Origin of the sequence: Streptomyces sp. NPDC051183 (assembly GCF_040682455.1) — a bacterium.
Classification (GTDB): Bacteria; Actinomycetota; Actinomycetes; order Streptomycetales; family Streptomycetaceae; genus Streptomyces.
On record NZ_JBFBBA010000064.1, the window covers coordinates 1 to 26,984 of the forward strand.

At 72.7% G+C, this 26,984-nt stretch carries 22 protein-coding genes and 2 pseudogenes; 10 read left to right on the forward strand and 14 right to left on the reverse strand.

Annotated features, from left to right (window positions below; translation table 11 throughout):
- Positions 1–1,077: 1,077 nt before the first annotated feature.
- A complete protein-coding gene (locus AB0M99_RS34580) occupies positions 1,078–2,298 on the reverse strand; it encodes an acetyl-CoA acetyltransferase (protein WP_365927643.1) in 1,221 nt (406 codons plus the stop codon).
- A 123-nt stretch (positions 2,299–2,421) separates the two neighbouring features.
- Between AB0M99_RS34580 and AB0M99_RS34585 the strand changes: the two genes are divergently transcribed.
- Both AB0M99_RS34585 and AB0M99_RS34590 read left to right on the forward strand, forming a co-directional pair.
- Positions 2,422–3,618 carry an acyl-CoA dehydrogenase family protein gene (locus AB0M99_RS34585; RefSeq protein WP_365927645.1) on the forward strand — a complete coding sequence of 399 codons (1,197 nt, stop codon included), beginning with the start codon at positions 2,422–2,424 and terminating at the stop codon, positions 3,616–3,618.
- On the forward strand, positions 3,618–4,109 hold the full coding sequence (locus AB0M99_RS34590; RefSeq protein ID WP_365927647.1) for a nitroreductase family deazaflavin-dependent oxidoreductase: 492 nt from the start codon (positions 3,618–3,620) through the stop codon (positions 4,107–4,109). Before AB0M99_RS34585 ends, AB0M99_RS34590 begins: the two co-directional genes overlap by 1 nt.
- A gap of 135 nt (positions 4,110–4,244) precedes the next feature.
- Here AB0M99_RS34590 and AB0M99_RS34595 read toward each other — a convergent pair whose 3' ends face one another.
- Positions 4,245–4,892: a TetR family transcriptional regulator gene (locus AB0M99_RS34595; protein WP_365927649.1), complete on the reverse strand. Its 648-nt coding sequence runs from the start codon at positions 4,890–4,892 to the stop codon at positions 4,245–4,247.
- A 267-nt stretch (positions 4,893–5,159) separates the two neighbouring features.
- Between AB0M99_RS34595 and AB0M99_RS34600 the strand changes: the two genes are divergently transcribed.
- Positions 5,160–5,954 carry a VOC family protein gene (locus tag AB0M99_RS34600; RefSeq protein WP_365927651.1) on the forward strand — a complete coding sequence of 265 codons (795 nt, stop codon included), beginning with the start codon at positions 5,160–5,162 and terminating at the stop codon, positions 5,952–5,954.
- 219 nt (positions 5,955–6,173) lie between these two features.
- The gene (locus AB0M99_RS34605; RefSeq protein WP_365927653.1) at positions 6,174–8,600 is read left to right on the forward strand and encodes a PQQ-binding-like beta-propeller repeat protein; all 2,427 of its coding nucleotides are present in this window, start codon (positions 6,174–6,176) and stop codon (positions 8,598–8,600) included.
- A 28-nt stretch (positions 8,601–8,628) separates the two neighbouring features.
- On the opposite strand, the gene AB0M99_RS34610 is transcribed toward AB0M99_RS34605, so the two are convergent.
- The gene (locus AB0M99_RS34610) at positions 8,629–9,534 is read right to left on the reverse strand and encodes a hypothetical protein (protein WP_365927655.1); all 906 of its coding nucleotides are present in this window, start codon (positions 9,532–9,534) and stop codon (positions 8,629–8,631) included.
- 150 nt (positions 9,535–9,684) lie between these two features.
- On the opposite strand from AB0M99_RS34610, the gene AB0M99_RS34615 reads away from it, so the two are divergent.
- Positions 9,685–10,179, forward strand: coding sequence for a peptidylprolyl isomerase (locus AB0M99_RS34615; protein ID WP_365927658.1), 495 nt, complete (start codon positions 9,685–9,687; stop codon positions 10,177–10,179).
- 80 nt (positions 10,180–10,259) lie between these two features.
- Here the strand turns inward: AB0M99_RS34615 and AB0M99_RS34620 are convergent.
- Together AB0M99_RS34620 and AB0M99_RS34625 are read right to left on the reverse strand one after the other, a co-directional pair.
- Positions 10,260–11,043, reverse strand: a pseudogene (locus tag AB0M99_RS34620) (class I SAM-dependent methyltransferase).
- A 95-nt stretch (positions 11,044–11,138) separates the two neighbouring features.
- Positions 11,139–11,558: pseudogene (locus AB0M99_RS34625) on the reverse strand (hypothetical protein); the annotation flags it as partial.
- Between the two features lie 278 nt (positions 11,559–11,836).
- Between AB0M99_RS34625 and AB0M99_RS34630 the strand changes: the two are divergent.
- Complete coding sequence (locus tag AB0M99_RS34630) at positions 11,837–12,337, forward strand: TetR/AcrR family transcriptional regulator C-terminal domain-containing protein (RefSeq protein WP_365927685.1); 501 nt, start codon at positions 11,837–11,839, stop codon at positions 12,335–12,337.
- 194 nt (positions 12,338–12,531) lie between these two features.
- On the opposite strand, the gene AB0M99_RS34635 is transcribed toward AB0M99_RS34630, so the two are convergent.
- From AB0M99_RS34635 to AB0M99_RS34645, 3 genes are all read right to left on the reverse strand, one after another.
- Positions 12,532–13,308 (reverse strand): enoyl-CoA hydratase/isomerase family protein, encoded by a 777-nt coding sequence (locus AB0M99_RS34635; RefSeq protein ID WP_365927661.1) that lies wholly within the window; start codon positions 13,306–13,308, stop codon positions 12,532–12,534.
- Positions 13,305–13,730, reverse strand: a complete 426-nt coding sequence (locus tag AB0M99_RS34640) for an OB-fold domain-containing protein (protein ID WP_365927687.1) — start codon at positions 13,728–13,730, stop codon at positions 13,305–13,307. The genes AB0M99_RS34635 and AB0M99_RS34640 overlap by 4 nt, the downstream gene beginning before the upstream one ends.
- Before the next feature lie 91 nt (positions 13,731–13,821).
- Positions 13,822–14,973, reverse strand: a complete 1,152-nt coding sequence (locus AB0M99_RS34645; RefSeq protein ID WP_365927663.1) for a lipid-transfer protein — start codon at positions 14,971–14,973, stop codon at positions 13,822–13,824.
- An 85-nt stretch (positions 14,974–15,058) separates the two neighbouring features.
- Here AB0M99_RS34645 and AB0M99_RS34650 point away from each other — a divergent pair, with 85 nt between their 5' ends.
- A complete protein-coding gene (locus AB0M99_RS34650; RefSeq protein WP_365927665.1) occupies positions 15,059–16,693 on the forward strand; it encodes a FadD3 family acyl-CoA ligase in 1,635 nt (544 codons plus the stop codon).
- Here the strand turns inward: AB0M99_RS34650 and AB0M99_RS34655 are convergent.
- Both AB0M99_RS34655 and AB0M99_RS34660 read right to left on the reverse strand, forming a co-directional pair.
- Entirely contained in the window at positions 16,683–17,255 is a 573-nt protein-coding gene (locus tag AB0M99_RS34655; protein ID WP_365927667.1) for a Uma2 family endonuclease, read from the reverse strand. The two genes, AB0M99_RS34650 and AB0M99_RS34655, sit on opposite strands and share 11 nt — an antisense overlap.
- 77 nt (positions 17,256–17,332) lie before the next feature.
- Positions 17,333–18,070: a methyltransferase domain-containing protein gene (locus AB0M99_RS34660; RefSeq protein ID WP_365927669.1), complete on the reverse strand. Its 738-nt coding sequence runs from the start codon at positions 18,068–18,070 to the stop codon at positions 17,333–17,335.
- A gap of 138 nt (positions 18,071–18,208) precedes the next feature.
- Here AB0M99_RS34660 and AB0M99_RS34665 point away from each other — a divergent pair, with 138 nt between their 5' ends.
- Complete coding sequence (locus AB0M99_RS34665) at positions 18,209–18,967, forward strand: IclR family transcriptional regulator (protein WP_365927671.1); 759 nt, start codon at positions 18,209–18,211, stop codon at positions 18,965–18,967.
- A gap of 180 nt (positions 18,968–19,147) precedes the next feature.
- On the opposite strand, the gene AB0M99_RS34670 is transcribed toward AB0M99_RS34665, so the two are convergent.
- Together AB0M99_RS34670 and AB0M99_RS34675 are read right to left on the reverse strand one after the other, a co-directional pair.
- A complete protein-coding gene (locus AB0M99_RS34670) occupies positions 19,148–19,336 on the reverse strand; it encodes a hypothetical protein (protein WP_365927673.1) in 189 nt (62 codons plus the stop codon).
- Between the two features lie 173 nt (positions 19,337–19,509).
- On the reverse strand, positions 19,510–22,620 hold the full coding sequence (locus AB0M99_RS34675; RefSeq protein ID WP_365927675.1) for a BTAD domain-containing putative transcriptional regulator: 3,111 nt from the start codon (positions 22,618–22,620) through the stop codon (positions 19,510–19,512).
- A 209-nt stretch (positions 22,621–22,829) separates the two neighbouring features.
- On the opposite strand from AB0M99_RS34675, the gene AB0M99_RS34680 reads away from it, so the two are divergent.
- Entirely contained in the window at positions 22,830–24,050 is a 1,221-nt protein-coding gene (locus tag AB0M99_RS34680; protein ID WP_365927677.1) for an amidohydrolase family protein, read from the forward strand.
- Between the two features lie 85 nt (positions 24,051–24,135).
- Here the strand turns inward: AB0M99_RS34680 and AB0M99_RS34685 are convergent, their stop codons facing one another.
- Entirely contained in the window at positions 24,136–25,230 is a 1,095-nt protein-coding gene (locus tag AB0M99_RS34685; RefSeq protein WP_365927679.1) for an alpha/beta hydrolase, read from the reverse strand.
- A 170-nt stretch (positions 25,231–25,400) separates the two neighbouring features.
- On the opposite strand from AB0M99_RS34685, the gene AB0M99_RS34690 reads away from it, so the two are divergent.
- The gene (locus tag AB0M99_RS34690) at positions 25,401–26,249 is read left to right on the forward strand and encodes a trypsin-like peptidase domain-containing protein (protein WP_365927681.1); all 849 of its coding nucleotides are present in this window, start codon (positions 25,401–25,403) and stop codon (positions 26,247–26,249) included.
- A gap of 21 nt (positions 26,250–26,270) precedes the next feature.
- Here the strand turns inward: AB0M99_RS34690 and AB0M99_RS34695 are convergent, their stop codons facing one another.
- A complete protein-coding gene (locus tag AB0M99_RS34695) occupies positions 26,271–26,711 on the reverse strand; it encodes an NUDIX domain-containing protein (protein WP_365927683.1) in 441 nt (146 codons plus the stop codon).
- Positions 26,712–26,984 lie beyond the last annotated feature (273 nt).

Consider the following 26,984-nt stretch of genomic DNA (forward strand, 5'->3'; position numbering starts at 1 on the left):
CTGGACATAAGCCGCCCACAATCGCTACGCGCTCCTCGCCAACCGCGACCGACGACCGTTTGTGCCTGGGCAGAGCCGCCCACAGCCATCAAGCCTTCCCATCGACCGCGACTGACCCTCGTCTGCGGCTGGTCATGGGCCGACCATGACCCTCACGCCCCTCAACGACGGAGACTGACGCCCGTCTAGGGCCGGGCAGAGGCCGCCCACGACCTTCAGGCCCTCCCACCGCCCGCGACTGGCCCCGGTCTGGGGCTGTTGTGGTTTGTGGGGCCCGTTGGGGCCTGCCGGAGGGGGGAAACGGTCCAGGTGGAGCGTGAGGCCGGATCCGTCAACCTCAGAGTCCGTCAGAGGCCCACCGGCCTCCCAACAGCCTCAAAATGGCCCCAGTCAGCCGCATTGGGCGCCACCATCCTGGATTTGGCCCTGTGGGGGCTATCTCGGCCCCTAGCAGCCGGCAGTCGCCGTCTCGGAGGGGCGCGAGCGATTGTGGGCGGCCTATGTCCAGCCCCAGACGGTCCTCCGTCGCCGTCGGCGGGGAGCGCGTAGCGATTGTGGGCGGCTTATGTCCAGCCCAAGAGGGTCGGAGACGCCGTCGGTGGGGAGCGCGTAGCGATTGTGGGCGGCTTATGTCCAGCCCAAGAGGGTCGCTGACGCCGTCGGTGAGGAGCGCGTAGCGATTGTGGGCGGCTTATGTCCAACCCCAGACGGTCGTCGGACGCTATTCGCGAGGAGCGCGTAGCGATTTGGGGCGCCTGACCCACCGCCAGGATCATTTCACCGCTGTTTGGGGCAGGTTGGGGTCGTCTTTGGTCCCCGCAGGTGGGTTTCGCCCTGCATGGGAGTTCCGGGCCGAGAAGGCATGGATCAGCACCCGGCCCGTTCTTTTGGGGGGTTCCCGACAGTCCTGTCTTTCCGTGGCGGGCCGGCCTGTCAAGGGTGGAGCGCAGCGACATCGCGCAGCGACGCGACGAAGGAGCGCCCTTGACAGGGTGGACCGACGCGGAGAGACGCTGGGACTGACGGGAAACCCCCAAACCCGTCAACGCCCCCGCTCAGGCGCAGTCCGGCAGACCCTCACCCCCGTCCCAGTACCACCGTGCCCGAGGAGCAGAACCAGCCTCCCGTGCCCGAGGCGACCGCGAGCTCGGGGAGGTGGCCGCCGGGTTTGTGGACCTGGCCGGGGCCCGCCTCGCCGCGGAGTTGGCGTACCGCTTCGACCAGCAGGAACAGGCCGCGCATGCCCGGGTGGCAGGCCGATAGGCCGCCGCCGTCGGTGTTGACCGGGAGTTCCCCGTCCCGCAGCAGGCGGCCCTTCTCCACGAAGGCCCCGCCCTCGCCCTTCGCGCAGAAGCCGAGGTCCTCCAGGGTCACCAGGGTCATGTACGTGAAGGCGTCGTAGATCTCCGCGAGGTCCACGTCCGCCGGGGTCACGCCCGCCCGTTCGAAGGCGAGGCGGCCCGAGACGGCGGCCGGGGACACGGTGAAGTCCTCCCACTCCGACATCGTGGTGTGGGAGACGGCGGTCCCGGAGCCCAGGATCCAGACCGGCGCCTTCGCCGTGTCCGGTACGTAGTCCTCCGCCGCCAGCAGCACCGCGCAGCCGCCGTCCGAGCGGATGCAGCAGTGCAGCTTCGTGAACGGGTCCGCGATCATCTCGCCCGACAGCACGTCGTCCACGGTGATCGGGTCGCGGAACATCGCGTCCGGGTTGGTGGCGGCGTTCGCCCGCGCCTGTACGGCCACCGAGGCGAGCTGTTCCAGGGTCGTCCCGTACTCGTGCATGTGCCGGCGCGCGGCCATGGCGTACTTGGACACCAGCGTGTGCCCGTACGGGACCTCGAACTGCAGCGGTCCCCGCGCGCCGAAGGACAGGTTCGAGGTGCGCCGGCGGGCCTTGATGTCCGCCCGGGCGGTGGATCCGTAGACCAGCAGTACGGCGTTGGCGTGCCCGGCGGCGATGGCGTCAGCGGCGTGCGCGGCCATGACCTCCCAGGTGGAGCCGCCCACCGAGGTGGAGTCGACCCAGGTGGGGCGCAGTCCGAGGTACTCGGCCACCTCGACCGGGGCGAGGATGCCGAGGCCGGCCGAGGCGAAGCCGTCGATGACCGAGCGGTCCAGGCCGGAGTCGGCCAGGGCCCGCCGGGCGGCCTGTGCGTGCAGGGCGTAGGGGGTGGGGCCGTCCACCCGGCCGCAGTCGGAGAGGGCGACGCCGACCACCGCGACCCGGCGGCGCGGCGCGGCGGGTCCGGATGCTGATGCGGGTCCCCGCAGGGGTCCCGGTGTGGGTGCAGGCATGTGCCGACCGTACATCTGACGCCACGTCAGTTTCCAGTACTCGTTTCCCGTATCCGCCCCCTGTGCATCTGCACCTGCCCGCCCTAACATGACGGCCCGTCAGATACGGGGAGGAGCCCGACGATGGATGCCGCCTTCACCGCGGAGCAGGACGAGATGCGCCGCACCCTGCGCGAGATCCTGGGCAAGCGCTGCGGACCGGACGAGGTCAAAGCCGCCGTCCGTACCGCCGCCGGACACGACCGCGAGCTGTGGCAGCAGCTCTCCCGGCAGCTCGGGCTGCCGGGGATCGCCATCGCGGAGGAGTACGGAGGCGTCGGCTGCGCTTCCGCCGATCTGGCCCTGGCCTGTGAGGAGACCGGGCGCGCGCTGCTGCCCTCGCCGCTGCTGGCCACCGCCGCGCTCGGCGTGCCGCTGGTCACCGCCCTCGGCACCGAGGCCCAGCGTTCCGCCCTGCTCCCGCCTCTCGCGGCCGGCGCGCTGACGGCCGCCCTCGCCGTGCCGGGCCCGGCGCTGGCCACCGCCCTCGCCCTGACCGGGGACAACGCCCCCGGGGAGTGGGCCGGCGGGGGCCGCGCCGGCGGTGTGCAGGCCCGTACCGGTGAGGACGGCGGCTGGCGGCTGTACGGGGAGGCCGCCCAGGTGCTCGACGGGCACAGTGCCTCGCTGCTGCTGGTCGCCGCGCACACGGGCGGGTTCGCGCGCAGCCGCACGCTGCTGTTCCTCGTACGGGAGGACGCGCCCGGCCTCGTACGGTCACGGCAGACGGCCCTGGACGAGACCCGGCCGCAGGCGCGCGTACAACTGCGCGACACACCGGCCGAGTTGCTGGGCTCGGAGGGTGACGACGTACTCGTAGCCCTCGCCGCCACCGGGCGCACCGCCGCCGCGGTGCTCGCCGCCGAGGCGGTCGGCGCGGCCGGGCAGGCGCTCGCCCGCACCGTGGACTACGTGCGCCAGCGCGAGCAGTTCGGCCGGGCCATCGGCTCCTTCCAGGCGGTCAAGCACCGGCTCGCCGACCTGTACGTGCAGGTGCAGGCGGCCCGTTCGGCCGCCTATTACGCGGCCTGGGACCCGGAGCAGGGCGGCCTCGCCCTCGCCCAGGCGCTGGAGGCGCTGCGGACCACCGCCGGAGAGGCGATCCAGCTGCACGGCGGCATCGGCTTCACCTGGGAGCACGACGCCCACCTCTACTTCAAGCGCGCGGCCGCCGACGAACTCCTCTTCGGCCCCGTGTACCGGCTGCGGGCGCACGCCGCCCACCGGGCCGGGCTGTTCACCACCACATCCCCGAGCGAGAAGAAGAAGGTGGCCGTCTGATGGCTGTGGCTCCGGGCGCCGGCATCGGCGTCAAGATGATGCAGAAGGTCTCGTCGACCATGCTGTTCGCCAAGATCGCACCGCACTTCATCCCCGCCATGGACAAGGCGGTGCACAAGCTCACCCGGGGCAAGGTCATCCTCAGCGCCCAGATGCTCCCCGGCGTGATCCTCACCGCCAAGGGCGCCAAGACGGGTGAGCCGCGCACCACCCCGCTCGCGTGCATGCCGGAGGAAGGCGGCACGAGCTGGCTGCTGATCGGCTCCAACTTCGGCCGGCCCGGGCACCCGGCCTGGACCGGGAACCTGCTCAAGCACCCGGACGCGGACGTGAGTTGGAAGGGCCAGGACATCGCGGTGCGGGCCCGCCTGCTGGCGGGCGAGGAGCGCGCGGCGGCGTGGCAGGCGGTGTTGAGGTTCTGGCCGCCGTACGCGACGTACCAGGCCCGCATCGAGCGCGAGATCCGGCTGTTCCGCCTGGAGCGGCGCTGATCGCGGCGGAACGTCGATGGAACGCAGAGCGGTGGAACGCAACGCGATGGAACGCAGGCCGATGGAACGCAGGGCGGTGGAGGCCGAGGCGGTGGAGGCCAGGTGAGCGGCGGCGGACCCGGGCCGGGTCCGCCGCTACTTCGTCGGCTTCTTTCCGGTGATGCCGAGGTGGACGAGCAGCGCCAGGTTCGGCTTGAGCTCGGCCTGCTTGACGCCCCAGGTCTGGAAGCCCTTCTGGTGCGAGGCGACCGCGGCCAGCATCGCGACCAGCGAACCGGCCATCGCCGCCGGGCTGAGGTCCTTGTCGACCTTGCCCTTGCCCTGGAGCTCCTTCATCGACTCCGTGAGGGAGTTGGTGACGGAGTTCAGGATCTTCATGCGGATCTTGTAGAAGCGCTTGTCGCCCTCGGCCGCGCCGAGGTCGACGACCCGCAGGATCGCGTCGTTGCGCCGCCAGAAGTCCAGGAATCCCTCGACGAGTTCCTCCGCCGCCGTCCAGCCGGACTTGCCGACCCACGAACGGCCTTCGACGAGCGACGTCAACTGCGCGCCCTCGTTGGCCATTTCTTCGGCGATCTCCAGGACGGCGCCCTCGACGTCCGGGAAGTACTGGTAGAAGGTCGCGGGCGAGGTTCCGGCCTTGCGGGCGACGTCGATCACCTTGACGTCGCGGTACGGCGAGGAGCTGAGCATCTCGCTGAGGCAGTCGAGCAGCTTCTGCCGCGTCGCCTGACCGCGCCGGCCGGCAACGCGGCCGTCGACGGTGCGTACTTGTCCTGTCATGCCGTCAGCTTACCGAGGGGTGATCCGCGCGCGATTCGGCCGCCTGCAAATGGGGTTACGGGGTGCCTGGCCTGGGCTCCGAGCCGGCACGTAGCGTCGTGAGGTTCCGTTTCGGCCGTGCGGGCGCCCCGGGCGCGCCATCCCGTTCCAGGCGGTATCCCCCGAATAGTCTTATCAACAGGCTGTGGACAAGTATTCGGTCGGATCATGGCTGGGGGAGGATGGCGGGAGGGGACGCACCCCCGCACAACGGAAGGAAACGGGCTCATGGCCGCATTCGCGGAAGGCGCACCCTGCTGGGTGGATGCCTCGCTTCCCGACGTCGAGGCGGGCAAGCGCTTCTACGGTGAGCTCTTCGGGTGGACCTTCTCCGACAGCGCGGGACCCGAGTACGGCCACTACACGCAGGCCTACAGCCGCGGCCGCAACGTCGCCGCCCTCGCCCCCAAGCCCGACGGCCGGATGCCCACCGTATGGGGGATCTACCTCTACACCTCCGACGCCTACGCCTGCGCCCAGCGCATCCGCGCCGCCGGCGGCCAGATGGTGATGGACCCGATGCCCGTGGGCCCGTACGGGACGGCCGCGATGGCCGCCGACCCCGGCGGGGCCGTCTTCGGCCTCTGGCAGCCCGGCACCCACCACGGCTTCGACGCCCAGCAGGAGCCGTACACGTACTGCTGGACCGAGGTCTACACGCGGGCCCGCGACGCCGTGGACGTGTTCTACGCCAAGGTCTTCGGCTACGTCCCGCAGGACCAGGACGACGCCGGCGTCGAGTACCGCGTGTGGTCCCCGCCCGGCAGCGCGCCCGGCCCGGACAGCGCCGTGATGGGCCGCAGCCTGATCACCGACGCCTTCCCCGAGATCATGCCCGCGCACTTCCTGGCGTACTTCGCGGTACCCGACTGCGACCAGTCCGTCGCGATGGTCCAGCGGCTCGGCGGGCGGGTCACCGCGGATCCCTTCGACACCCCCTACGGCCGGATCGCGGTCGTCGCGGACAATCAGGGGGCGGTCTTCGGACTCCTGTCGGAGCCGCGTACCAGGCCGTCGGCGTAGCCGGTGCGGTGGCCGGGTCCGCATTCGGATCCGTAGTCGGGCCCGTTGACGGGGCCGGACCAGGCGCGGGCCTGACAGAATCGGGTTGGCACGACCCCGGGCGGGGCCCGGAGTGAGACGCTGCACCGGCCGACCGCCGCGTGCCGGCGCGAGTGCCGATGGCGTGCTTGTTGAGGGAGCGGGCCCGGCAAGGGTCCGTACGGGGAGGTGTGGAGGCGAGTGGTGGAGCAGCTGACGCAGCACGACCCGAGACGGATCGGCCCCTTCGAGGTGCTGGGACGGCTCGGCGCCGGCGGCATGGGGCTGGTCTATCTCGCACGGTCGGCGTCCGGACGCCGGGTCGCGATCAAGACGGTGCGCACCGAGCTCGCCGAGGACCAGCTGTTCCGCGTGCGCTTCACCCGCGAGGTGGAAGCGGCGCGCGCCGTGTCCGGCTTCTACACCGCGGCCGTCGTCGACGCGGACCCGCGGGCCGCGGTGCCGTGGCTGGCGACCGCGTACGTACCGGCGCCCTCCCTGGAGGAGATCGTCAACGAGTGCGGGCCCATGCCCGCCCAGGCCGTACGGTGGCTCGCGGCCGGCATCGCCGAGGCGCTGCAGTCCATCCACGGGGCGGGTCTGGTCCACCGCGACCTGAAGCCGTCGAACGTGCTCGTCGTCGAGGACGGCCCGCGCGTGATCGACTTCGGCATCGCGAGCGGGGTCTCCAACACCCGCCTGACCATGACGAACGTCGCCGTCGGCACCCCCGCCTACATGTCGCCCGAGCAGGCGAAGGACTCCCGCAGCGTCAAGGGCGCCAGCGACGTCTTCTCGCTCGGCTCGACGCTGGTCTTCGCCGCGACCGGGCACCCGCCGTACCACGGGGCCAATCCGGTGGAGACGGTGTTCATGCTGCTGCGCGAGGGGCCCAACCTGGAGGGGCTCCCGGACGAGCTGCGGCCGCTGATCGACTCCTGCATGCAGATGGACGCCACCCTGCGCCCGACCCCGGCCGACCTCCAGGCGCAGCTCGCCCCGCACCTGTTCGACGGCGGCGACGACAGCGGTACCGCCTCGGCGTGGCTGCCCGCGCGGGCCGTCGCGATGATCGAGACCCGGCGGGCGGGCCAGCGCGCGACGGCCGCGCCGGTCCCGTCGCCGGGCCGTCCCGCGGCGCCCGGCCGTCCCGCGGGGCGCGCCCCCGAGGCCGTGACGCACCGCCGTGAGCCGCGCGGCGGCGCCGACCCGTGGGTCGACCCGCGCACCGGCCAGGCGGTCCCGCAGCGCCCCGAGCGCCCGCCGCTGACGCCCGCGCCGTCCGGTGAGCCCGTACGCCTCGGCGGCTCCCCGGTGCCGATCGGGCCCGGGCCGCGCGCGACCGCGGCGGCGCCCGCCGCGCACGCCGCGGCGGTGGATTCGGCGACCGGCTGGGTCCGCCCGCCGGGCGGTTCCGCCGCGGTCGCGGCCGCCGTGGCCGCGCCCTCGTCCGTACCGGCGATCCCGAACCCGAACCCCGGGCCGGCCCCGGACAGCGGGCGCTGGCGGCCGTGGCGCTTCCGGATGTCCAACGAGGTCTGGGGCACCCCGACCGTTGCCGGAGACCTGCTCTACGTCACCTCCTTCGAGGTGCACGCCCTGGACGTGGCGAGCGGCCGGCGCCAGTTCAAGACCCGGGACGTCGCCTGGTCCATGGCCGTCGCGGACGGCCGGATCCACGCCTCCGACGGGCCCTCCCTCTACGCGCTCGACGCCACCGACGGCTCCGAGCGGTGGCGGCTGTCCACCGACGCCTGGGTGTACGCCCTGCGCGCCGACCGGGGCACCGTCGTCACCGCCACGCGCGGGGGCGGCGTACAGGGCTGGGAGGCGTCCAACGGCCAGAAGCTGTGGGAGCTGACCGGCGCGCAGACGGACTTCGAGACCGCCGAGGGCGCCCCGGTCCTGGCGGACGGCACCGTGTACGTGTGGCAGGACGCGCGGCTGCGCGCCCTGGACGCCCGCAGCGGCCGCGAGTCCTGGTCGTACCCGGTCGGCGACGCGGCCTCCTGCGGCAACGTCCCCGTGCGGGTCACCCCGGCTCCGGACGGCAACGTCTACGTCGCGGCCGGCACCCGCGTCCTGTCCGTCGACCGGGCCTCGGGCCGGGTCCGCTGGCACTTCGAGGCCCCGGCGGTGTTCCTGGCGGCCCCGGCCTTCGCCCCGGGCGCGGCGGTCACGGGCGGCGGGGTCTACCTCGCCGACTACCTCGGCACCGTGTACGCCCTGGACGCGGCGACCGGCAAGGACCGCTGGCGCATCGCGACGGAGCCCCGCCCGTCCGCGGACCCGGTGCTGGTGGCGAACGGCAACGTCCACCTGGGCGCGGGCAGCGCCCTGTACACGCTCGACGCGGTCACCGGCACCCCGAAGTGGCGCTTCGCCGCGGGCGGGGAGATCACCGGCCCGCCGGCGGTCGCGGACGGCCGCGTGCACTTCGGCTCCGCCGACCACTGCCTGTACACGCTGGACGCGGCGGGCGGCCAGCTCCGCTGGAAGCTGGCCACGGGCGGCGAGATCACCGGCGCCCCGGTGGCCGAGGCGGGCGTGGTCTACGCGTGCAGCAAGGACCGCTGCGTGTACGCCCTGGACGCCGCCAAGGGCACGGGCACCCGTACGGCGGGCTGACCGGCCGGACTCTTCGCCGGGCCGGTGGTCAGCCCTCCTCGGCGAAGAGTTCCTCGGCGTGGTCGACGGTGAAGGCGAGGTCGATCCACCGGCCGAGCACATCGAGCTCACCACAGGCGATGACGCGCTCGCGGACCTCGTCGGCCACGGCGACCCCACGGTGGTCGAGGACGCGCAGGACCATGCGCGCCCGCTCCTCGGCCTTGCCCTCGGTCCTGCCCTTGGCTTCGCCTTCCTGGTACGTCTCCTCGATGAGCGTCCCGCGGCCAGGGAAGGAAGTACGCGGCATCAGGTGCCTCCAGATGTCTCTCGCCAGGCTGTTGCCCAGACCGATTTCCAGCAGTTCCGCGAAGTACGCGACGGACTCGGGGTCGGTGCTCTCCAGTGCTTCGGCCAGTGCCTCCAGTATGGCCGTGGCGTTGCGGTCCCGGCCATGCGTCATTGCGGCGAAAGTCGCGATGGTGAGGTCTTCCGCGGCCTCTTCGGGATCGGTGATCACCGGGACGTTGCCCGGCCCCAGTACGAGCGGGTGCACCGACAGGGCGGTCCAGTCGGCCCAGCCGAGCCGGAACGGTCCGGTTGCCCAGTCGGCGGTGGTCTTGTCCTGGCAGACGACCAGGAGCAGAGCCGGGCACTCGTACTTCGCCGTCAGGTACGACAGGTAGTACGCCCAGCTGACCGCCTTGTCGGGATCGCGGCGTCCCTGTGCCTCGATCGCCAGCAGGAGTCCGCCGCTCTTGTCGGCGCGCGGTGTGATTCGTAGGACGCTGTCCACGCGTCGTTCCATGGGGCGGATCTCCGTGACGTCCGCTGTCAGTACCTCGACGGTGGGATCCGCCGGCAGAGGCACGCCCAGGATCCGGAACACAGGCGCGAGGAGCTCCGGACGGTCCTGGAAGATCCGGTGGGACGCCTCGTGATGCGAAGTGACCATGCACCCGATCCAAGCCGGTGGTGGCACGAGCCGTAGGCATATGCGATCGGCTCAACCGATCGAGCGAGGGGCGGGCTGCGGCGGCCGCCACGTGCCCTCACGGGGCCCCTCCGGGTCGCGTGGCGCACCGGGAGTGACAGGATGGACCCCATGAGCAACGTCTACTTCGACATCAGCATCAACGGCGAGGCCGCCGGCCGCATCGAGTTCAAGCTCTTCGACGACGTCGTCCCGAAGACCGCCACGAACTTCCGTGAGCTCGCCACCGGCGTCCACGGCTTCGGCTACGCGGGCTCGCCGTTCCACCGCGTCATCCCGCAGTTCATGCTGCAGGGTGGCGACTTCACCAACCAGAACGGCACCGGCGGCAAGAGCATCTACGGCGAGAAGTTCGCCGACGAGAACTTCGAGCTGAAGCACGACCGTCCGTTCCTGCTGTCGATGGCGAACGCCGGCCGCAACACCAACGGCTCGCAGTTCTTCATCACCACCGTCGTGACCCCGTGGCTCGACGGCAAGCACGTCGTCTTCGGCGAGGTCGTCTCCGGCTCGGACCTGGTCACCAAGATCGAGGGCCTGGGCTCCCAGTCCGGCGCCACCCGCGCCAAGATCGAGATCGCGGCCTCGGGCGTCGTCGAGGCCTGATCCCCACCGCCTGCCCGGCCGGCCGGCCCCGCCCCCGCCAGGGGACCGGGGCCGCCGCCATGTCCGGGCCCGGTCGTGGCCTACGGGGACACCGTGGCCACGCCGAGCATGTGGGAGCTCGCGGCGAGCAGGTCGGGGTGGGGCTCGGCCAGGCGCGCCGCCGTCAGCGCCGCGTCGAACATCTTCGACTCGGCCAAGCGCTCCCCGGTGTGCTGCTCGGTCGCCTTGAGCGCGGCCCACACCGGGCCCTCGATGCCGTACACGTGCGGTGCGTCCAGGCCGGCCTCGGACATCTCCGCCGCCAGGCTCTCACCGGTGTGGAAGTAGGCGCTGGTGAAGCCCTTGCGGCCCGGTTCGTGGATCCCGCTGACGAGGATGTCGGCGACGGCGTCGCGAACCCGGTCGACCGCGAGCATGGTGGTGGCGACGTGCTCGAAGAGGGACGCGTACCGGCCGATAGCGGCGGCCGCGACGATGCCGCCGGGGCGGACCACGCGGGCTGCCTCGCGAAGGGCCCGGATGCGGTCACCGTGTTCGATCAGGTGGTACAGCGGGCCGAGAACGAGAGCGACGTCGTACGAGTCGTCGTCGGAGGGCGCGGGCGTCGCCGAGCGCGCTGCGGAATCCGGCAGCGGTCGCTTCCTCGACGTGGCGCGGCACCGGGTCGATCAGGTCGACGTCGTACCCGTCCTTCGTGAGCCACCTGGCATGGGCGCCCGGGCCCGCCCCGATGTCGATGATCCGGGCGGGGGCGACCGGGAGGTGGCGCCGCAGGAGTTCCTGGGTGCGGATCATCTCCAGCACCCCGTCCGCGCTGGTGCTCAGCCGGTCGGACTCGTTGATCGTCTCGCTGTAGAAGGTGATGATCTCAGGGCCTACGGAATGCTGTCTGGCGGCGCCGGCGGCCAGGGCTCGGGGGTCGGTGCGGGCTGCTCGGCGGGGAGGCGGCGGCGTCGGTGGCGGGGGCGGCCGCGCATGACGGCTGCCGCCAGGAGCAGCAGGGCGCCCGCGCCGAAGGCGTTGGCGACCCCGTCGCCGAGGCCCTGCCCGTCGCCGCCGACCGCGAGGCCGTCCGCAGCCTGGCCCTGCCGGACCATCCACAGCACGGAGAGGCCGAGCACGACGACCCCGGCCAGCGCCATCAGCAGCCGCGACCTCAGCAGGACGGCGCCGAGGGTCAGCAGCGCGGCGAACAGGAACGGCAGCAGGAGCGAGCCCAGCAGGGCGGCCTTGTCGTCGGTGATCCCGGCGCCGGAGAAGAGCTCGCGGACGCGGTAGTCGCGTCCGTGACGGCCGTCGTACCAGGCACGGAAGGGGCTCCAGACGGCGGCCGCCGCTCCGACGAGACCCATCAGCGAGCCGAGCGCGTTGCGGATCATGCCCGGCCCTCCGGGGTAGGGGTCTCGATCCCGACGCTACGCCCGGCCCCCTCCCCCCGCACGCCGGGCGGTCAGCCTCCTGTGCGGGCGGACTCCACGCGGGTGCGCAGGGCCTCGTTCATCGCCGCGAAGTTACGGGCGGTGCCGGCCAGCAGCCGGCCGAGGAAGGGGACCAGCAGGCCGCTGAAGTGCTCGCCGTGCTCCAGCCGCGTGGTGCGGCCCGGGCCCTCGGTCAGGCGGAAGAAGTGCTCGCCGTCGAAGACGCCGCGTACGAGGAAGTGGCCCTCGAGCGCTTCCCGCAGCTCGGCCGGCTCTGGTGCGAGCGCACCTACGCCGCCGCCAACGCACCGCTCGTGGACGCCGTACGGGACCTCTGCGTGCGCGGGGTGCTCGACGTCCCGGACGTGGCGCTCGCCGTACGCCGGCTCGTCTCCGTGACGATGTCGATCCCGCAGCTCGCCAAGACCTTCGACCCGGGATACGGACCCGCTGACGCGGAACTGCGGGCCTGCGTGGCCGGGGGCGTCGCAGCGGCAGCAGCGGGAAGAGCAAGAGCAGCAGCGGCGGGGGCGGCTGCTCCAGCTCCAAGAAGAGCAAGAGCACCACGAACGGCAGCAACAGCAACAACAGCACCAACACCACCACCGGCGGGAGCAAGGGCGCCACCAAGGAGCCCGCCCGCGCCACGGTCGTCACCTGCGCCGGCCCGGGCAGGCCGCAGGCCGTCATCGAGGTCACCTCGCGCGTCGACACCGAGCGCACCGTCGACGTCCCGCTGAACTTCGCGGGCGAGCGCGGCATCAACCTCGAAAGCACCTCGGTCCGGGTCACCCTCAAGGGCCGCGAGGCCAAGACGGTCACCGTCCCGATGGCGGACGCGGCCAAGGCCGCCGAGATCCTGCGCTGCGAGATCGGCCGCATCCGCTGACGCTCCGGCGCCCCCGGCGCCCCCGGCGCCGCGCCCGCAGCCCCCTCACCGCACCCGCGGCTCCGGCGTCTGCCGTCTCCCCGTGAACAGCTCCGCCTGCCGCTCCGGCGGCAGGTTCCCCAGCGCGATCAGCGCCGGGGCCTGCGCCAGCGCCTGCTGCAGCGCGGCCTGCTTGGCCGACCACAGGGCCCGTACGGTGCCCTGCACGGCCTCCGTCGGGAACCCGGCCAGGGTCCGCGCCGCCCGCAGCGCCGCAGGGAGCAGCTCCTCGGGCGCGGCCAGCTCCGAGACCAGGCCGATCTCGTACGCCCGCCGCGCGGAGAGCCGTTCCGCCGTGCCCATCAGGGACATCCGGGCGGCCTCGCCGAACGGCATCCGCTGCGCCATGTAGACCGCCTCGTACGCGCTGACCATGCCGTACGTCGTGTGCGGGTCGAAGTACGTCGCCGTCTCGGAGGACACGATGAACTCGGACTCGCCCAGCAGGTAGAAGGCCCCGCCGCACGCCATGCCGTTGACGGCGGCGATCACCGGCTTCCACAGGTCGCACGCCTTCGGGCCGATGGCGATCAGCGGATCGTCCGCCGAGTACGGGGACGCCGGCTGCGGGACTTCCGCGCTGCGGTCGATGCCCGTGCAGAACGCGGCCGTGCCCGCTCCGGTGAGGACCACCGCCCGTACGTCCTCCTCGTGGCGCAGCTCCCGCCACACCGCGCTCAGCTCGGCCGCCGTCGCCAGGTCGATCGCGTTGTGCTTGCGCTCCCGGTCCAGGGTCACGAGGGCGACCCCGGTCCCCTTGTCCCGCTCGACCCGCAGCGTCACGACTTCTCCAGGATCCAGCGCGGCACGGTGACCCCGCCGATTTCGGTGAAGACCACCTGGACCCGCGCGCCGATGCGCAGCCGACCCGGGTCCAGGGAGTCGATCGGGGCGTCCGCCGAGGTGACGAGGTTGCCGGCCAGGCGGATGTGCGGCGCCTCGGCGAGCTCGACGAGGACGACGTTGTACGGGGCCCGCGCGGCGTAAGCGGGCAGCAGCGGCGGGTGCGGCCGTACGTACGACCAGACGCGGCCCCGGCCGCTCATCGGGCGCCACTCGGAGTCGAAGGACTGGCAGTGCGGGCAGCACGGGCGCGGCGGGAAGCGGAGTCTGCCGCAGGCGGTGCAGGCCTGGACGCGCAGTTCGCCCCGGGCGGCGTACTCCCAGAAGGGGGCACCGTCCTCGTCGGGCACGGGGAGGAGCAGCTCCTCGGCAGCGGCAGCGGCGGCAGCAGCAGCAGGGGCGTCGGCAGCAGCAGCGTCGGTGGCTGCGGTATCGGCGGTCATCGTCGGCTCCTCAGGCTCTCAGCAGGATCGCGGACGTCGGGACACCCTCGCCCGCCGTCACCAGGCAGGTCGCGGCGTTCGGCACCTGGGCGGTGGAGGTGCCGCGCAGCTGCTTGACGCCCTCGTTGATCAGGTTGAAGCCGTGCACGTAGGCCTCGCTGAGTCCGCCGCCTCCGGTGTTGATGGGCAGCCGGCCGCCCATCTCCAGCGCCCCGCCCTCGGTGAAGGAGGCGCCCTCGCCGCGCCCGCAGAAGCCGTAGCCCTCCAGGGACAGCGGGATCAGGGGGGTGAAGGCGTCGTAGATCTGGGCCACGTCCACGTCCTGGGGCCCGAAGTCGGCCTGTTTCCACAGGTGTCGGGCGGCGGTCCAGGCGGGTCCGGACAGCGGGTCGTCGTTCCAGTAGTTGACCATGCCGTGGTGCTGGGCGGGCAGGCCCTGGGCGGCGGAGTGGACGTAGACGGGCTTCTGGCGGCAGTCCCGGGCCCGCTCGGCGCTCACGATCACGCAGGCGAGCGCGCCGTCCGTCTCCAGGCAGTTGTCGAAGAGGCAGAGCGGGTCGCTGATCATGCGGGAGGTCATGTACATCTCGCGCGTCAGAGGGCGGTCGTACATCATCGCGGCCGGGTTCTCGTTGGCCCGGTTGCGGCAGGCCATCGCGACGTTGAAGAGGTGCTCGCGGGTGGCCCCGTACTCGTGCATGTAGCGGCGGGCCAGCATGGCGATCTCGTCGGCGGGCCGCAGCAGCCCGAAGGGGCGGGTCCACTGCCCGGGGGTGGGGAGCTGGACGGCGGTGTTCTTCCAGGGGCGCGGGCCGGAGCCGCGCTTGCGTGAGCGCCAGGCGACGCCGACCGTGGCCTGGCCGGTGGCGACGGCGGCCGCGAGGTGGCCGACGGTGGCGCAGGAACCGCCGCCGCCGTAGCCGATCTTGGAGAAGAAGGTGACGTCGCCGGCGCCGATGGCCTTGGCGACCTCGACCTCGTCGGTCTCCTCCATCGTGTAGGAGGAGAAGGCGTCGACCTCGGAAGGCGCTATGCCGGCGTCGGCGAGTGCCGCCAGAATGGCCCGGCAGGCCAACTCCTTCTCGGACTGCGGCAGTTGTTTGGCAAAGGGGGTCTGCCCGATGCCGACTATCGCCGTAGCGTCCTTGAGCGTTGCCGCCATCGCCACCTCCGGGGTGCACCAGTACTGACAGCCGCGAAGGCTACAGCTAATCTGACGGATAGTCAGCTACTGGGAGGGGTGAGCGATGGACGACGCCGACCGCGAGGACGTACGGGGCGATCTGCGCTGGGGCAGCATCGGCGGCCTGGTGCGCGCGGCCGCCGAGCGGTACGCCGGGCACGAGGCCGTCGTGGACGGGCGCGTCCGCATCAGCTACGCGCAGCTCGGCGAGCGCGTCGAACGCGCAGCGGCCGCCTGCATCGCCGCCGGGGTCGAGCCGGGCGACCGGGTCGCCGTCTGGGCGCCCAACACCCTGGAGTGGATCGTCTCCGCGCTCGGGGCCGTCTCGGCGGGCGCCGTACTCGTCCCCCTCAACACACGTTTCAAGGGCACCGAAGCCGCCTACGTCCTGCGGCGCAGCCGCGCCAGACTGCTGTTCGTCACCGGCACCTTCCTCGGCACCTCCTACGTCGCCTCCCTGCGCCGGGCCGCCGCCGAGGGCGAGGGGACCGGCCCGCTGCCGGGCCTGGAACACCTGGAGCAGGTCGTCGTCCTCGCCGAGGACGCCCCCGATTCCTTCCGCACCTGGAAGGACTTCCTGGCCGGCGGGGACACGGTCACCGCCGGGGCGGTCCGCGAGCGCACCGAGGCGGTACGCCCCGACGCCCCCTCCGACATCATCTACACCTCCGGCACCACGGGCAGCCCCAAGGGCGCCGTGATCACCCACGCCCAGTCCCTGCGCTGCTACGACGTGTGGAGCGAGCTCGCCGGACTGCGCGAGGGCGACCGCTACCTGATCGTGAACCCCTTCTTCCACACCTTCGGCTACAAGGCCGGGATCATCGCCTGCCTGATGCGCGGGGCCACGATGGTCCCCCAGCCCGTCTTCAACGTCGACACCGTCCTCGCCAACGTCGCCGCCGAGCGGATCTCCGTACTCCCCGGCCCGCCCACCCTCCACCAGTCCCTCCTCGACCACCCCCAGCGCGACCACCACGACCTCTCCGCGCTGCGCCTGGTCGTCACGGGCGCGGCCGTGGTCCCGCTGCGGCTCGTCGAGCGGCTGCGCGGCGAACTGCGCATCGCCACCGTCCTCACCGCCTACGGGCTCTCCGAGGCCAGCGGCATCGTCACCATGTGCCGCCGCGGCGACCCGGCGCAGACCATCGCCTCCACCTCGGGGCGCGCCATCCCCGGCACCGAGGTGCGCGTCACCGGCGCCGACGGCCTGGCGCTGCCCGTGGGGCAGGCGGGCGAGGTGTGGGTGCGCGGCCACAACGTCATGCAGGGCTACTTCGAGGAGCCGGCCGAGACCGCCGAGGCCATCACCGCCGAGGGCTGGCTGCGCACCGGCGACGTCGGGGTCCTCGACGCCGGCGGGAACCTGCGCATCACCGACCGGATCAAGGACATGTTCATCGTCGGCGGCTTCAACGCCTACCCCGCCGAGATCGAGCAACTCCTCGGCCTGCACCCGGACATCGCCGACATCGCCGTGGTCGGGGTCCCCGACCCGCGCCTGGGCGAGGTCGGCAAGGCCTACGCGGTCCGCCGCCCCGGAGCCACCCTCACCGCCGACGACCTGATCGCCTGGTCCCGGCGGGAGATGGCCAACTACAAGGTGCCGCGCGCGGTGGAGTTCGTCCCCGAGCTGCCCCGCAACGCGAGCGGCAAGGTCCTCAAGCGGGAACTGCGGGTGCGCCAGGTCAAGGGGTGAGCGTGCCCAGGTCGATGTCCGCGGGGAACGGGACCGTCACCTTGAGCCGGCCTCGATGGATCCCGGTCGGGACGTACGTCCGGGTGACCGTGTCCAGCTCGTAGACGTGCACGACGGGCTCGCCCGCCTCGTCCTCGACCCGCCAGAAGTGGGGGATCCCGGCCTGGGCGTACTTGAAGGGCTTGATCGAGCGGTCGCGGTCCGCCGATTCCTCGGACACCACCTCGACCACCAGGACGACCTCGTCGGGGAGGTAGCTGGTGCGGTCGGGGGCGTAGGCGGCAGTCGCGGCCAGGACGTCCGGCTCGGGTCGGCTCCTCTTGTCGAGGCGAACGGTCATCTCCCGTTCGACCTCGATGCCCCCGGGTGCGGCCTTCCTCAGGCTGAAGGTCAGGTTCTCCACGAGCCGGGCGTGCCAGGACCGCTGCGGGGACATCCTGAAGATGAGCGCTCCGTCGATGAGCTCGGTGTGCCGGGGGGCCTGGGGCAGGTGATCGAGGTCGTCCGCTTCCCAGCCGCTCGGGCGGGGCGGGAGCATCCATTCGGGAAGCTCGGCTGCCATGGTGCCCTCCAGAGGGTGCGGGGCCAGCCTACTGAATTCCGTATGGCCGTACCGGCGCTTGGCGCGGGCGCACAGCACTAGCCGGGCTTGCGGGCCAGTACGAGGCGCCAGCGCGGGGTTCCGTCGTCGCGGCGCCCGAAGTGCTCCAGCGGGGCGGTCTCCACGGTGAAGCCGGCCGCCCGCAGGTCCGCGCGGACGCCGCCCAGCGGGAAGGTCCGGTAGTACATGACGAAGGGCGGCCGCCACACGGCGTTGCGCACCCGCATCGCCGCGTCGAAGCCCGCGGTCACCCACCAGGCCGGGTGCCGCGGCGGGATCGGCGCGCCGATGGGGAAGGCGAAGACCCCGCCCGGCCGCAGGGCGCCGTGCACCCCGGAGAAGACGGTGGGCCGCTCGGCCGGGAGGAAGTGGCCGAAGGCTCCGAAGCTCACCGTCAGGTCGTACGAGCCGCCGAGCGCGGGCGGCAGCGCCCGCGCGTCCGCCCGTAGGAAGTCGATGCGCTCGTCCTCGTGCGAGCGCCGGGCCTCGGCCAGCATGCCCGCGCTCAGGTCCACCCCCGTCACCCGGCCCCGGCACAGCCGGCGGAGCATCCCGATGCCCGCGCCCGTGCCGCAGCACAGGTCCAGCCCGGCATCGAAGGAGCCCTCGTGCTGCGCGAGGGTCTCCTCGACGGCGTCGAGCATCCGGTCCGGGGTGCGGAAGGGGGTGTGGTCGAACTTGGGGGCCAGCAGGTCGTAGCCCCGCTCGATCGAGGACAGGGCCTGTACGGCCAGTTCGCGGAGGGTGGGCCCCTGTGACCCCTGTGAGGTGAACACGGGCCCAGCCTAGCTTTCTGGTCCTTTCGGCCGACCGCAAATGGTGCACTCCGTCACGTAGAGTAGAAAAAAGTATTTTTGCCAATCTTTGGGGTTTTCGTGACAGGTGCCACACGGAACGAGGTACCGGGCCGGCGCATGGACCGGAGCTCCGCAGCCGGCAGCGCCCTCGAAAAGACCCTGCGGATCACCGAGGCGCTGGCCGAGCCCGGCGGGCCGCACCGGCTCGCGGAACTCGCGGCGGCCACCGGAGTGCCCAAGTCCAGCACCTACCGGATCCTGTCCTCCCTCATCCAGCAGGGCTACGCCGTCACCGACGGCGAGGGCAGCTACGGCATCGGCCTGCGGCTGCGCACCCTGGCCGCGGAGATCGGCGCCGAACGGCCCGCGGGCATCGTCGAACTGCTGCAGTTCCTGCAGCGGGGCACCGGCCAGGCCGTCCAACTGGCGCTGCGCAGCGGCGACGCGCTGACCTGCGTGAGGAAGATCGAGAGCAACCAGCCCTTCCGCACCGCCTCGCGCGTCGGCGTGCGCATCCCCATGCACTCCACCGCGGTCGGCAAGGCCGTCCTCGCGCACCTCGCGCCCGCCGAGGCCGATGCGGTCGTGCGAGCCGCCGGAATGCCGGCCCTGACCCCGCGCACCCTCACCGACCGGGAAGCGCTCGCCGGGGAACTCGGCGCGGTCCGGGCCCGCGGGTACGCGGTGGACGACGAGGAGAACGAGCCCTCGGTCCGCTGCGTGGCCGCGGCCGTCTTCGACCGGGCCGGAGTACCGGTGGGCGCGGTCAGCCTGACCACGGTCACCTTCCTGACCACCCGCGCGGAGCTGGAGCGCTTCACCCCGGCGCTGCTCGAAGCCGCCCGGGGCGTGCAGCGGCTGCTCCGGCTCGGCTGACACCGCGCGCCCGGCACCCGGGCAGCCCGGCAGCCTGGCACCCGTGCACCGGGTCGGCCGGCCACACGCATACGGCGGCCGCGGTGGCTCCCCCTCCGGGCCACCGCGACCGCCGTTCCCCCGTTGCACCCCGTTGGTCCCCCGTGACCCCCGGTCCCCCCCCGTGGTACGCCTTGCGTCCTACGGACGCGGACCGGACGCGTGGTTGTCCAGCGTCACGATGTCCTCGTCCGAGGCGTGGTTGTCGAGCGGCTTGATCTCGATGCCCGACGCGTGGTTGTCCAGCGGCTTGATCGGCGCACCGGAAGCGTGGTTGTCCAGCGGCTTGATGTCGCCGTCGTTCGGCAGGATGTTCTCGTTCGTCGTCATCGGATCTCCTGATGGATGGGTCGGGCCCGTTCGGCGATTCCCCCGCGGACCGCCGAACGGGTGGTCCTCCAGCCGACTCCCGCGCCCCCCGACACGCCGAGTCGATGAACCCCATACTGGCGCGCGGCGATAAACGAACGATGAACGCTTCGTTCAGCATCCGCAGGCACGCCTCAAGCAGCGATCTCGGCAGCCAACAAGGCCTGGACTTCCCGCAGTTCGGACGATCCGAGCTGCGTGAAAACGACCTCCGCGTCCCGCCAGCACACCCGCGCCCGGTCCCGCTGGCCGAGCCGCCGCAGCGCCTTGCCCAGCACCGTCAGCACGGTGGCCCGGCGCCACTCCCCGCCGATGCCGCGCAGCGCGATGGCCTGCTCGGCGTGCGAGGCGGCCAACGTGGGCCTGCGCGCCGCCAGATGGGCCTCGGCGAGCCGGAAGTGGGTCACGCCCTCCCACAGCGGCTGCCGGTTCTCGTGGAACAGCGACAGCGCCTCGGTGAGCTGCGACAGCGCCTCGGCGAGGCGGCCCGCCTGGGTGAGGGCGATGCCGAGGGCGTAGCGGCCGTTGGCCAGGCGCAGGGTCAGGCCCATCCGGTCGTAGATGGCGATGCCCTGCTGCGCGAGCTCGATGGCGCTGCCCAGGCGGCCCAGCTCCACGTGGATGCGGGAGAGGTTGCACAGCGCGCTGGCCTCGCCGACGTTGTTGCCGTCGGCCCGGAAGTTCTCGATGGCCTCCAGCAGGTACCGCTCGCCGTCGGCGTGCCGGCCCTCGTACAGGGCGATGATCCCGCGGTCGTTGGGCGCCCAGCAGCTGGGCAGCGGGTCGCCGGCGGTACGGGCCAGCGAGGTGGCCCGGCGGGCCTCGTCGTCGGCCTCGGCGAAGCGGCCGGCGACGAGGTGGACGTTGGTCAGGGTGGTGCGGGCCCGGCCCTCGGCGCGCGGGTCCTCGGCGGCGTGCGCGGCGTCGCGCAGGGCCGTCGCGGCCGATTCGTACTGCTTGGAGTTGGCCCCCGACTCGGCGAGGTCCTTGGCCGCCCACAGCAGGTCGACGGCGCGGCGCAGCACCTGCGTGTCCCCGCCGGCGCTCTTCCCGCCGGCGCGTACGGAGGCCTGCCGGACGCACGCGAGCAGCGGGTCGGCCTCGGCGTAGAGCCAGTCCTGGGCGGCCCGCGGGTCGGCGAAGACCAGCCCGGGGTAGTGGGTGGCGGACAGGTGCGCGACGAGGCGGTCGCCGGGGCGCTCCAGCCCGTACACGCCGGAGGCGGTGGCGAGGTAGAAGTCCAGCAGCCGGTCGAGGGCGGCGTCGCGCTCGCTGGGCGGCTGTTCGTCGCGCTCGGCGCACGCACGCGCGTAGAGCCGTACGAGGTCGTGGAAGCGGTAGCGGCCGGGCGCGGCGGACTCCAGGAGGGAGCAGTCGACCAAAGCCTCCAGGAGGTCCTCGGTGTCGTGCTCGGGCAGATCGATGACGGCGGCCGCGGCGGCCAGGGAGATGTCGGGGCCGTCGGCGAGGCCGAGGAGGCGGAACGCGCGCTGCTGGGCGGGCTCCAACTGGCCGTAGCCGAGCTCGAAGGTGGCCTTGACGGCGAGGTCGCCGGCCTGGAGCTCGTCGAGGCGGCGGCGCTCGTCGCCGAGTTTGGCGGCGAGTACGGACACGGTCCAGGTGCGGCGGGCGGCGAGCCGGGACGCGGCGATGCGGATGGCGAGCGGCAGGAAGCCGCAGGCGCCGACGACGTCGAGGGCGGCCTGGCGTTCGGCGCCGACCCGCTCGGCGCCGACGATGCGGGTGAACAGCTGAAGGGCCTCCTCGGGGCTCATCACGTCGAGGTCGACGAGATGGGCCCCGGCGAGGCCCGCCATGCGGACCCGGCTGGTGACGAGGGCGGCGCAGCCCGCGGTGCCCGGCAGCAGCGGGCGGACCTGGGCGGCGTCGCGGGCGTTGTCGAGGAGGACCAGGACGCGGCGGCCGTCGAGCGTGGAGCGGTAGAGGGCGGCGCGCTCGGCGGGGGAGTCGGGGATGGAGCTGTCTGGGGTGCCCAGGGCGCGCAGGAAGGAGCCGAGGACGGCCTCGGGTTCGGCGGGGCGCGGCTCGGTGCCCTGGAGGTCGACGTAGAGCTGTCCGTCGGGGAAGTGCGGGCGGGCGGCGTGCGCGACGTGCACGGCGAGGGTGGTCTTGCCGACGCCGCCGATGCCGGCGAGGGCGGAGACGGCCATGACCTGGCCGTCGGCTCCGGCGAGGATCTCGCCCAGTTCGGCCACGAAGCTGGTGCGGCCCGTGAAGTCGGGGACGGTGGCGGGCAATTGGGCGGGCCTTACCTGGATGGGGGCGGCGGCCGGCGCCGGGTCCTCGGCGTGGGCGAGTTCGGCGTCGGCGCGCAGGATGCGCTGCTGGAGGGTGGAGAGCTCGGGGCGCGGGTCGACGCCGAGTTCGTCGGCGAGGAGCCTGCGGGTGTCGGCGTAGACGGCGAGGGCCTCGGCCTGGCGGCCGCTGCGGTAGAGGGCCAGCATCAGCAGTTCGCGCAGCCGCTCGCGCAGCGGCTGGGCGGCGGTGAGGGCGGTGAGTTCGGATACGGCCTCGGCGTGGTGGCCGAGCTCCAGGTCGAGGTCGAGGCGGCTCTCCAGGAGCTGGAGGCGCCACTCGTCGAGGCGGGTGCGCTCGGTCTCGGCGTGCGGGCCGGGGACTCCGGCGAGGGGCTCGCCGTCCCAGACGTCGAGGGCGCGGGCGAGCAGCGTACGGGCGAGCGCGCGGTCACCGGTGCCGCGGGCCTGCTCGGCGTCGGCGGCGAGGCTGCGGGCGATGCCCAGGTCGAGGGCCTCCTCGCGGGGGAGGCGGATGGCGTAGCCGCCGGACTCGCTGACGAGCAGCCCCGGGTCGAGGACCTTGCGCAGGCGGGAGGCGTAGGTGCGGATGGTGGCGAGGGCCTGCTGGGGCGGGTCCTCGCCCCAGATCGCGTCGATGAGCTCGGGCGCGGTGGCGGTACGGCCGCCGCGGAGCAGGAGGACGGCGAGCAGGGCGCGCTGCTGGGGGGTTCCGGAGGGCAGCAGCTCGGCGCCGCGCCAGGCGCGGATGGGGCCGAGGACGGCGAACCGGGAGCTGCCGGGGCCGGGTTCGGTGATCTCGTGCGCTTCGGGGGTTTCGGTGGGCGGTGAGGGAGGAGTGGTTTCGTGGACGGACTCCGCAACAGGCCGTTCCACAGCCGCACTCGGGGCCGTGGCCTCGGGACGTCGGGCGCTCCGGGCCGCCTCGGGGTGGTTCCGCTGGTGCGGGATGGCCGGTATGCCGTCCATCTGGTGTCCCCCCTGCCTTCCGTAGGTGTAAGGGTCAGTCTGCCCTGTCTTGCTCGTACCCGTCAGCCCGTGGCGGAGCGAGCGGGGGCGGATCGTCGGCGGATTGCGGAACCGATCGCCGGCCGACGGCGGACCGATCGTGGTCCGATCGCGGACGGATCACCGTACAACTAGCTGACGGTTCGTCAGATTGACGCTACCGTGAGGGCATGGAGACCTTCCCGAAGATCATCTCGGTGGACGACCACACGGTTGAGCCCCCCAACGTCTGGCGGGACCGGCTCCCGTCCAAGTACCACGACATCGGCCCCCGCGTCGTCCGCGCCCCCCTGAAGGAAATGACCTTCCTCGGAGGCAAGTTCGCGCCCGTCATGGGAGGCAAGGGCGACGACGGCCCGATCGGCGACTGGTGGGTGTACGAGGACCTGCACCGGCCGCTCACCCGCCTCGACACGGCCGTCGGATACGACCGCGACGAGATCAAACTGGAAGTCATCACCTACGAGCAGATGCGCCCGGGGTCCTTCTCGGTTCCCGACCGCCTCGCGGACATGGACGTCAACCACGTCCAGTCGGCCCTCTGCTTCCCCACCTTCCCCCGCTTCTGCGGCCAGACCTTCACCGAGGCCAAGGACCGCGAGCTCGGGCTGCTCGGGGTGCGGGCGTACAACGACTGGATGGTGGAGGAGTGGTGCGGCCCCGAAGCCCGCGGCCGGCTCATCCCCCTCACCCTGATCCCGCTCTGGGACGCCCGGCTGGCCGCCGCCGAGGTCCGCCGCAACGCGGCGCGCGGCGTACGCGCGGTCGCCTTCTCGGAGATACCCCCGCACCTGGGCCTGCCCTCCATCCACACCGACGAGTGGGACCCGTTCCTGGAGGCGTGCAACGAGACCGGCACGGTCATCGCCATGCACATCGGCTCCTCGTCGCGGATGCCGTCCACCTCCGCGGACGCCCCGCCGGCCGTCGGCTCGACCATCACCTTCGCCAACTGCTGCTTCTCGATGGTCGACTGGCTGATGAGCGGCAAGTTCGAACGCTTCCCGAACCTGCGGATCATGTACGCGGAGGGCCAGATCGGCTGGATCCCGTACATCCTGGAACGCGCGAACGTCGTCTGGGAGGAGAACCGCGGCTGGGGCGGGGTCGCCGACAAGGTGCTGCGCCCGCCGTCGGAGCTGTTCGCGGAACACGTCTTCGGCTGCTTCTTCGACGACGCCTTCGGGCTGAAGAACCTGGACTCCATCGGCGTGGGCAACGTCCTCTACGAGACGGACTACCCGCACTCGGACTCCACCTGGCCCAAGTCCCGGGAGGTCGGCGAGTCCCAGATGGGCCACCTCGCGCCGGACGTCGTGGACCGCATCGTGCGCGGCAACGCCATCGACCTGCTGGGCCTGACCCCGGAAGGCCTGTGGCCGGGGGCATGAGCACGCCCGTCGGCCCCGGGAGCGCGCGCGGAGCGGGCCCGGGGCCGATCCGATCCGTTTCCGCCGGGGCTGCGGGGCTACGGGGCTACGGGGCGCTGCGCGCACGTCCGCCGGCCACTGCCGGGCGGACGTGGGTCAGGAGCAGCTCCAGGAAGCGCTCCGGGCGGCGGAACGAGGCGAAGTGGCCCGCCCCCTCGATCAGGGCGAAGTGCTTGACCGGCGCCTCGACCTCGTCGAAGAAGGCCTGGGCGGCCGCCGCCGGGGTGAGGACGTCGTGCTCGCCCTGGAAGACGAAGAAGGGGAGCTGGAAGCGCGTCCCGTCCGCCCGGTCGTCGAACCCGGCCGTGCCCTCGGTGATCCGCTCCGAGAACGACTGCCCCCTGAAGCAGTCCCGCATGTCGCGCAGCGAGTGCAGCGGTGACAGCCACATCGAGCCCACCACCACCTTCTTCAGCGTCTCCAGCGTCAGCGGATCGCTCTGCGCGCTCAGCCTGGCGTACGTCGCCCGCTGCTTCGAGGTCCACGCGTACGGGTCCGGGCCGATCGCCTCTACCTGCGCGAGCCGCCTGGTCCTCCCGGCGGCGCGCAGCCGCTCCAGCAGCGCCTCGTGGGTGGAGGTGTCGCGGCCGGCGGCCTGAATGTTCTGGTCGGTGCCCACGTAGGCGGAGTACAGGTGCGGGTGGCTGCGGGCCAGGCGCAGCCCGAAGACGCTGCCGTAGGAGTTGGCCACCAGTACGACGCGGTCCGCGCGCAGCCGCGCCAGCGCGTGGCGGGTGACCTCCAGGGCGTCCGCCATGAGCCGGTCGAAGGAGACCTCGCCCTGGCCCTGCGGGCCGCCGCGGCCGAAGGTCTTGCCGGCGCCGCGCATGTCCCAGCGGACGATCGTGAAGTGCCGCTCCCAACTGCGGGTTCGGGCGGTGTAGATCGAGTTGGCTGCGCCGGGGCCGCCGTGGATCTCGACGATGACGGGGTTGGTCCGGTCCTCGCCGCGCACCGAGATCCACTGGTCGATGCCGCCGATGCGGACGAAGCCCTGCTCGTCAATGCCGCGGGGGGTGTCGATGCGCAGCGCCTCGGCGCCGCGGGCGCGGCGCACGGCCCGGTGGGCGAGGAGGCCGGCGGGCGCGGCGGCCAGGGCGGTGAGCGTGGTGGCGGCGGTGACGAGTGCGGCGGCGAGCATTGTGTCCCCCGTAAACTGTTTCCGGTGTACACGGAGGAGTGTGAGGCGGGCGGACGGCGGTGTCAACACCCTTGGGCGGGAGGCGCGCAGGCCGCGGCCGGACAGCCCCTTGCGGCGGAAGTGGCGGCAGGGCATGCTTCGCCAGAGCAAAGCTGGGAGGGGTGTCTGTGGTGGACAAGCGGACTGTGGCGACAACGGTGTTGTGCGCGGTGGCGGCGCTGGGTGCGTCCGCGGTCATGACGAAGGTGGTGCCCGCCTCGGACGGCGCGGCCTCCGCGCAGGTGAAGGCGGCGCCCCCGACGGCGTCCTCGACCACCCGGTCGTCGCAGTCGCAAGCGCCGAAGCAGCCGCAACTGTCCACCTCGCCGAGCCCGCGCCCGAACGGGCCCGTGCCCGAGGACAGCGGGGTCACGCGCATCGCCGGGGCGCTGTTCGAAGGCACTGTGGAGGGCGATCACTTCTGCACCGCGACCGTCGTGCACAGCCCAAGGCGGAACCTGATCGTCACCGCCGGGCACTGCCTGCTCGACGGGCGGACCGGTGGCGCGGGCGCGATCTTCGCACCCGCGTACGCCGACGGGCGGGCCCCGTACGGGACCTGGAAGATCGAGGAGGTCTACGAGGACCCCCGCTGGGCCGAAGGCACCGACGACGCCTACGACCTCGCCTTCGCCCGCCTCGCCCCCGACGCCTCGGGCCGCAACATCGAGGACGTCACCGGCGCCGCCACCCTGGACACCACGGGCCGCACCGGCGAGGAGGTCACGGTGACGGGCTACCCGGCGGACCGCAAGGTCCCGCGCACCTGCACGGGCATCGCGGTCCGCGAGAGCGCGACGGAACAGCGCTTCGACTGCGCGGACTTCCCGGGCGGCACGAGCGGCAGCGCGTGGATCGCCAAGGACGGCCGGATCATCGGCATCCTGACGGGCGGCGACACGGACGACGTCTCCACGAGCACGCTCCTGGGGGAGTACGCGGCCACGCTGTACGCCCGCGCGACGGGCGCGAAGCGCTGACGGCCTGAGCCGCCGTCAGCGTCAGCGGAGCAGGCCCAGGTGGACCGGCTCGGCGGGGATGTCGGCGAGGAGCTCCGCCAGCCGCGGGGGCCACAGGGGCTCGCCGAGCGCGGCGAGCGCCTGCGCCGGCACCCAGCGCCAGTGCGCATCGGGGGACTCGGTGACGGGCTCCCGGTGGGGCCCGTCGGTGACGTAGACGTGCTCGTGCTGGCGCACGGGGATGCCCTGGTGCGTGAAGTCGTGCTCCCAGGTGCAGAGCAGCCGCCGGGGCTCCAGGTCGGTCCACCCGGTCTCCTCGCGCAACTCCCGCCGCACACAGTCCTCGGGACTCTCCCCGGGATCGATCCCACCACCCGGCGGCAGCCAGTGAATGCCGACCTCGACGTTGTCGGCCCGGAACAGAAACACCGCCCCGTCGGGGGAGCGAACGACAATTCGTGCTGCCTGACGTGGAGTTCTCATCGAGTCAGGGTACGCGGGGGGTGGCGGGCGGGGCGGGGGTTATTGGAGATGGCGGGGCGGGTGGGCGGGGGTGTGAGGGGCGGGTCGGGCGCGGGGTTTTGCGGTGCTGCTCCTGGCCGGGGGCGTTGACGGGTTTGGGGGGTTCCCGTCAGTCCCAGCGTCTCTCCGCGTCGGTCCGCCCTGTCAAGGGCGCTCCCTGCGGTCGCGTCGCTGCGCGATGTCGCTGCGCTCCACCCTTGACAGGCCGGCCCGCCACGGAAAGACAGGACTGTC